This window comes from Sulfurirhabdus autotrophica, from assembly GCF_004346685.1.
Taxonomy (GTDB): Bacteria; Pseudomonadota; Gammaproteobacteria; order Burkholderiales; family SMCO01; genus Sulfurirhabdus; species Sulfurirhabdus autotrophica.
Window position 1 is genome coordinate 179,121 of the sequence record NZ_SMCO01000004.1, and the last position, 7,606, is coordinate 186,726.

The window sequence follows — 7,606 nt, forward strand, 5'->3', positions numbered from 1 at the left end:
TCTTCCGCGGGCGTGTGGGCGGCGGCAACCCCTACCCAGATCAATAACGCCAGAACCACGGGGCTAGCGTGGCTCTTTCAGCACCAGAAAGGTGACGGTAGCTGGTCAGCGATTCAAGGTCTGGAGGTGCAATCGACGAGCGCGGTGCTCGATGCCTTTATGAAAGCCGGGATTCTGCGCGGTAACGCCTACAATGCCGGAGTTGCCAAGCTCGCCAACGTCCAACCCTCAAGCGTGGATGGCAAGGCCCGTCAGATCGCAACCTTGCTGCACGTGGGCGATGATGTGACGCAGCGTGCAAGCCAACTTCAGGCGAGCAATAACCTCTACAAGGCATGGGGCTCTCTGCCGGGTTACGGATCGAGTCCGGTAGATACCTCCCTTGCGTTGTCTGCGTTACTTGACGCAGTACCTGGATATTCCAACAACGATGCGTTTTCGGCACTCTGTGGCGCAATCCTGCCGACGCAGGGTGGAGGCGGTGGCTGGTCCTATCTTGGGCAAGGCGCAAGCGCACCTGTGTCCGCATCCGCTGCGAGCATACTCCCCACCGCCTACACGATTCTGCTTCTCCAGAAAATCAATACCCGCTTCCCGGGAGGTACTTGCGGTAATGGTATTTCTTATACCTTCTCGACGGTGATTAACAACGGCATCAATTTCTTGCTGACCAAACAGAGTCCTACAGATCATGGCTTTGGCGAAAACGGTACGAGCGGCGCGCTGGAAACTGCTCTGGCTTACCTGGCCATCTCTGCCGTCAATCCGCTCCACGCAGCCTTGGGGCCAGCGCAGGATTACCTGATTGCAAGCCAGATCAATGGGGCATGGGGCAACGATCCTTTCCAGACAGCACTCGCGCTTCAGACATTGCCTGTTCCCTCACCAGCATTGACCTTCAGCAGCAACGACGGGATTCCGGATGTCGTAAAAACCCAGCTGGCTATCAACACCGTCGCGGATGGCAGGAATTTGCTGCCAGGCAATGGCCAGAGCGTGGCAGGGGTGACGGCTTCACTTGTCGTGGCTAATGCAGTCCTCAATCAGGCGTTCAATTACACGCTTCAAGCGAGCGGCGGCACGCCACCCTATACCTTCAGCATTCTCTCAGGCAGCTTGCCGGACGGGTCTCCCGGGTTTGCGCTCGCCTCCAACGGCATTATCAGTGGTACGCCCACAGCCGTTGGTCCTTTCAATTTTACTTATCAGGTGCGCGACAGTTTGAATGCAACTGCCTCCGTGGCTGGACAGATTTTAGTGAGCGAACCTGTTTCGGCTAATAGCGACAATGATGTGCCGACGCTGCCAGAGTGGGGGGCAATCCTCATGGCTGGGCTGTTGCTCACGTCCATGGTCGTTATTGACCGCCGCCGGAATAATAACCGCTGATCACAATAAAATTGAGAAGGGTGTCACCACCTGCCACTGGAATTCATCATGGAGAATAACATGTCTTTGTTTGTCCGCCGCGCCCCGGCCTGCCTGCTTGGCATCCTGTTTTCTCTGGCCTCGTTTACGGCAGGTGCTGCGCACACAGACCATGCGCCCATTCCAGACGCGGTAGTGCAGAAGCTGGTTAAACAGCCCGCATCCGCAGCCCCCAGCTTCGCCGAAACACTCAACAAGGATCTGGATGATCTCGCGGAGATTGCGCGACCGGTGGCTGAACGTGCAGCCCGGGCATTATCCGCATCCGAGCAGAAGTCAGCGGGCGAATCGCAAAGGATGTTGGCAGCCGGTAAGCGGGCCGAGTTGGCTGGACTCCGCAGCCAGGCACGGGAGGAGTTTGGCAAAACCCGTCAGCGCCTGGTGGCCCTTGGCCTGGCTGGCAAAGTTAAGGCTTGGGATGGGCTTTTGGCCAATGCAGAGCAACGGTTTGATCGTCTCGATAAAGCGCTGGTTGATGTCGATGTGGCCGATGGCAACGGTCGGCAGCGCGCATTTCGTCATCTGCAAGCGGAACTCAAGGCGGTACGCGGCGATGAGGCAGCCCGTAACATGGGCGTAGGCGAGTTGCCTGGGCCCACGTTCCGCCACGATGTCACGCCTGTGGCACGCCCGGTTGAACCCAGCAACCAATTGCCCAAGTACCTGGCATCCCGTGCTCCGGCCAACAATGTTTATGCTTTCCTGGGGAATACCCTGCTCGCAGCCGTACCGGCAACGCCGCCCGAAGCTGTCAGTTGTGGTTATGTTAAAACGCAAGATCTGGCGGCAACGGCAGATGCGCCCCAGACTACGCAAATCCAGAAGCTGGCTGAGCAACTCGGCTATTCGCCTGCGCGGATATTTGAGTATGTTTCCAACAACATCCAGTTCGAGCCCTATTACGGTTCTCTCAAGGGTGCCATGGGTGCGCTGAATACCAAAGCTGGTGGCCCGACCGATCAGGCATCATTGCTGATCGCCTTGTTGCGGGCATCCAACATCCCGGCCCGTTATGTACGCGGCACGGTGAAGATAACCGATCCATCTCCAACCTCTCCGGCAGCAGATGGCGGGCGTATGGCACGCTGGGTAGGCGCTAAATCCTATGCTGGTGCAGCTGCTATTCTGGCGGCCGGAAAGTTCAATACCACGTTATTTCATAACAGTGCCCTACAAAATAATGCTGTCCAGTTTCAGCACGTTTGGGTAGAAGCCTGTGTGCCCTATGGGCGTTACCGGGGCGCTGCAGTGGATAACAGCGGCGAACGTTGGATCCCGCTCGATCCGAGCTTCAAGGACAAATCTTATCAAGCAGGCATAGCGACCTCGGTCAGTTTCGATTATCCGGGCTACCTGGCGGCCCGCACCAATGGCCCCGACAGCCTGCCGCAAGAAGCCTACGCTCAGCAGGTTCAAACAATAGTCAGAAACGCCAACCCGGATGCGACGGTGGGGGATGTACCCTACAAAGGGACGCAGAATCCCTTGACGGTTGATATTTTGCCGGCGTCCTTGCCCTTTGAGGTCGTCAACTTCACGAACTGGCCAAGCACAACCTCGCCGGAAGCCTATCAGTTACCACCAGATCACCGTTACCGGTTCAGTATCAGCGGTTTGGGTCTTGCATCCCCTTATAACCTTTATTTACCAGATGTGGCGTTATCCCGCGTAACATTATCCTTCAAGGGAGCGACACAAGGGGATCAGACCTTGCTGGATGCCTGGCGCACCGACAACAATACGAGTTCTGCCATCCCCCTTTGCAATACAGTGAGTGTCGTGCCGGTGCTGCGGGTAGAGGGGCAGGATAAGGGAATCTCCGGGGCAGCCGTCGATCTCTGTTCTACGAAAAATGCACTTTCCCTGAGTGTCTTTCTTGACGAGTTCTCCGGAACTGCCCAGACCGTAAACTACAATAACATCGGGGCCGCGAACCTGCTTGCCCTGCAGGGGTATGCCTTCCAGGGATCCGACGCTGTACTCGCCCAGCGTGCAGCGATTCTGCTCGCCAACGTCAACAACACACCCAATCCCAACGCCACGGCGGATACGCTCGACAGTACCGAAGGTGAGTTCCTGAACCTGGTTGGGCTCAAGTACATGCGCTACATCTCGGATGCAGCCAAAAAAGTGGGCGGCATTAACGGCGGATCAGGAGAGAGCGGTAATCACATGGGGCTCGCTTCCTCCCAGATCAAGGTGCAGTACTTGTTCGATCTGCCGTTCGCGGTCAACCGCGCGGGTTTCTTGGTGGACATGCCGGGCGTCATCAGTCGTGATGTGGATCTCAGCACCGGATCTCCGGTATGGGCCACTTTCAAACTGGCGGGCTATGCCGGATCGGCCTACGAGGCCTATGTCTGGCAGGAAAATGCCCACCTCGACGCGGTCAGCACCATACGCGGCTTGCAGTATGCCAATGAGCCAGTTCAGAACATCGGCAACGTCATCATCAATAGCGCCAACTGGTCTTCGGTTCGCCCGCTGCTATCGGTTTATCCGGGCGCCACCGCGGATGACTGTTCCTACAGTCTTGCTACGCTGCAATATCCGCGCTGCATGATCGATTCCCCGAACACCACCGATACCACCAAGCCGGTTGGTATTTTGGGGCTGGTGAACCTGGGGTACAGCATTACCTTGCCCAAGTCTCTGATCCAGTATGGCGACTGGAAAGGCTATGTCTTCGCCAGCGAGCGCAGTGTCGCCAACCCTTCTGACACGATATGCAATGGCGTGTTTTGTGCGAGTTACGCCATCAACAAACTGTCTGGCGGCGCTACGATCAACACCCTGATATCGAGCCTTTTCAGTCCGACACTGAACACGGGCTTCTACGCTACGCAGGAATCCCCTGCGTACCTGCAGCAAATCAGTAATCCGTTTGGCGGGACTAACAATTCCACCCTGGCCAACGGCCCACCAGTAACAGCTGGTGGCGACCCGGTCAACATGGCGTCCGGCAATATGTACCACACCGAGCGCGATATCACCATTAAAGGCCGCGGCGGATTGCCTATGGTTTTCGAACGATCCTATAATAGCCGTCAGCCAGTGGATGGTCCGCTGGGCTACGGCTGGACCCACAGCTTCAACCATAGCCTCAAGTTTTATGGAGTTGAGGGTGGTGCCGCCAAAGTTTCCTGGATTGATGGCACCGGTGCCGAGAAGTTCTTTGCCACTACAGGCCAGACCGGTGGCAATCTCGCGGTGGGAGTCATCCCCAGTCCCGCAGGCGTATTCGTGACCTTCCAGCGCAAGGCCGACGGCAGCTATACCCTGCGCGAAAAGAATGGCCTGACCTATCAATTTGAAACCGCCACCGGCCCCAGCGGTGTGCCTGGCCCCGCAACGATACCGGTCACCGCGCGCTTGCAGTCGATTACCGACCGCAATGGTAACGCGCTGAACCTGAGCTATTCTGCATCCTGTGGCAACAATCTGTGCAGTGTCACTGATGCGCTGGGGCATGCGCTGACCTTCACCTACGTGGGCAGCCATCTCACCCAGATCCAGGACTTTACCGGACGGCAGTACCAATACGGCTACACCGACGGCAGCGGTAACCTGACCAGCTTTAAAAACCCGTTGTCAGTGGCCAATGCCACTACCCTGCCCCCCGTTACCTATAGCTACTACACCAGCGTTGACGGTACCAGCCTCAACCACCTGATGAAGCAGTACATCCTGCCGCGCCGCAATGGTATGAAATTCGAGTATTACGCCAACGGTCGAACTTTCCGCCACACCGTGGTCAATACCGATGGCAGCCTGTCTGCGGATCAGATCAACAGCTTCGCCTACAACGATTTCCGCCGGGAATCCTTCCAGGTCAACGAACGCGGCCTGGAGCGCCACTTCTTTTTCGACCCCAACGGCAATCCCTTGAAGATTGTCGAAGAAAACGGCGCCGAGCACAGCTACCAGTACAACCAGAGCGGGCAGCCGTTCAGTCGTACCGCCAAGACCGATCCGCAAGGACTTTTTACCCAGTACGCCTATGACGCCAGCGGCAATGTAACGCAGATCACCACACCAAGAAACGCCACGGTCAAATTCTTCGACTTCACTGCCTATAACCAGCCGCGCCGTATTCAGGACGCACGCGGCAACTGGACCATCCTGCGGTATGACCCCGCCGGCAACCTGAGCGACAGCATTCGTACGGTCGCCACCTATACCCCCTCCACCTGCAGCGGCGAATGCGCAATCCCTGCTGCCGCGCAAATCCTGTCCTGGAGCGTCAACGGCTATGATAACCATGGCAACCTGACCAGCAGCAAGCGCGTACGCGATTTTGCCGGCCAAATCGCCAATAACACGCCGACCAGTACCACCGGCCCGATCGTGGCCTACACCTTTGACGCCAACCAGCTCAACGCCACCACGGTCGCGCGCACCGGCATCAAGAATACCGATGCATCACCCTCCACCCAAAGTGCTGCGCTTGGCTACGATCCTCTGGGTCGCCTCATAACCGGTATTGACACCGACTGGTACCCCACCAGCTTCACATACGACACTGTTGACCGTATCATCCAGGCCACCGACCGGTTGGGAAAATTGCGCGACTACCAGTTCGATGCCAACGGCAACCCAGTCGGACAAAAGCTCAAAGTTGATTTGTACGGTACTCAAACCCTGGTGGACAGTAGCGCCGCCCGCTATGACGATGCGGATCGCCTGCAGGCTGCCACCGACGCCGGCGGCAATGTCACCGGCTACAGCTATGATGCCACAGGCAACGTGGTCAGCGTCACCAACCCCGACAATTACAGTATCGGCATCGGCTATGATGCGGCCAACCGCGCCGTACTCGCCTATGATCAGGAAAATAATGCGGTTTCCTCCAGCCGTGATGCCGACGGCAAGGTGCGCAGTATCACCGACCCCAACGGCAACACCGTCAGCAATACCTACTGGGACGCCACCCGCGACGGGCGACTGAAAACCGTCAGCTCGCCCGCGATTCAGAGCTATACCTCAGGTCGCACACTGCAGTATGACTATGATGAAAACGGCAACGTCACCAGCCTCACTGAAATACCTGCAGGCGGGAGTGGTTTGAGCAACCGTGCCACCACCTCGCAATACGACGAACTTAACCGTCCCACGCGCATCGTTGGCCCGCAATACACCGATGCCGCCTTTGGCGCCGTGTGCCCGGTCACCGTCTATAGCTATGATAGCTTAAGCCGTCGTACTCAGGTCAAAGCCGGCTACACGCCGAGCCCCTGTACCAGCGCCGCCGCAGACATCACAAAAGTGCAGGAAACCCTGGCGTTTGACGACTTCAACCGCAAGACCAGAAGCACTGACGCCCTGGGCAAGTTCTGGAGCATCGTCTATGACGCCAACAATAACGCCACCAGCGTCTCCGATGCCAAAAATCAGATCACCAGCTTTACCTGGGACACTGGCCATCAACTGTTAAGCCGAACCGAACAGGGCGGGCGCAAGACTACCTATCAACGCAACGTCCTGGGCCAGCTGATCCAGACCGTTCACCCGGAAGCCACCACCACCTTCGGCTACGATAATACGCACCGTCTCGCTTCGGTCATCGACAGTCGCGGCCTCAAAAACCTCAGCTACAGCTGGAGCCCCGGCGGCCTGTTGAATCACCTCACCGACAGTGATGGGCGCATTACCAGCTACCTGTATGACCCGGTAGGTCGATTGGCTGGCGTCACCGCGCCCAACAACGATACCGTTACCTACCGTTTCGACGCAGGCGGACGTCTCACCGAAAGGTGGCTGGCCAACAATGCATCAGCCCGTTACGCCTACAATGCCGATAACAGTCTCAAGCAACTCGTCAACCGCAACACCGCCAGCACCATCCTGAGCCAGCATGACTATACCTATGACGGGGTGGGCAACCGCGCCAGCCAGACCGAGAACATTGGCGGCAGCACGCTTAACTACGCCTACAGCTATGATGAACTGAAACGCCTGACGCAAGTCACCAACGGCACCGCCGCACAACAGGAAAACGACAGCTATGATCCTTGGAACAACCGCACGCTAAAGAGCATCGGCAATCCAGTGACCAGTACGCTCGCTTACAAATACGATAACGTCAATCAGCTTACCGAAATTCACAACGGCACCCTAACGGGCACACTCCAAGCCACGCTCGGCTATGACAACAACGGCAACCTACAAAGTGACGGCA

General features: G+C 57.3%; 2 protein-coding genes. Both read left to right on the forward strand.

Annotated elements, in window-relative coordinates; genetic code table 11:
* The first annotated feature begins 387 nt into the window (after positions 1 to 387).
* On the forward strand, positions 388 to 1,389 hold the full coding sequence (locus EDC63_RS07120) for a putative Ig domain-containing protein (protein ID WP_124945833.1): 1,002 nt from the start codon (positions 388 to 390) through the stop codon (positions 1,387 to 1,389).
* 60 nt (positions 1,390 to 1,449) lie between these two features.
* The coding region (locus EDC63_RS07125; RefSeq protein WP_165922934.1) for a DUF6531 domain-containing protein at positions 1,450 to 7,606 on the forward strand (6,157 nt) is incomplete at its 3' end.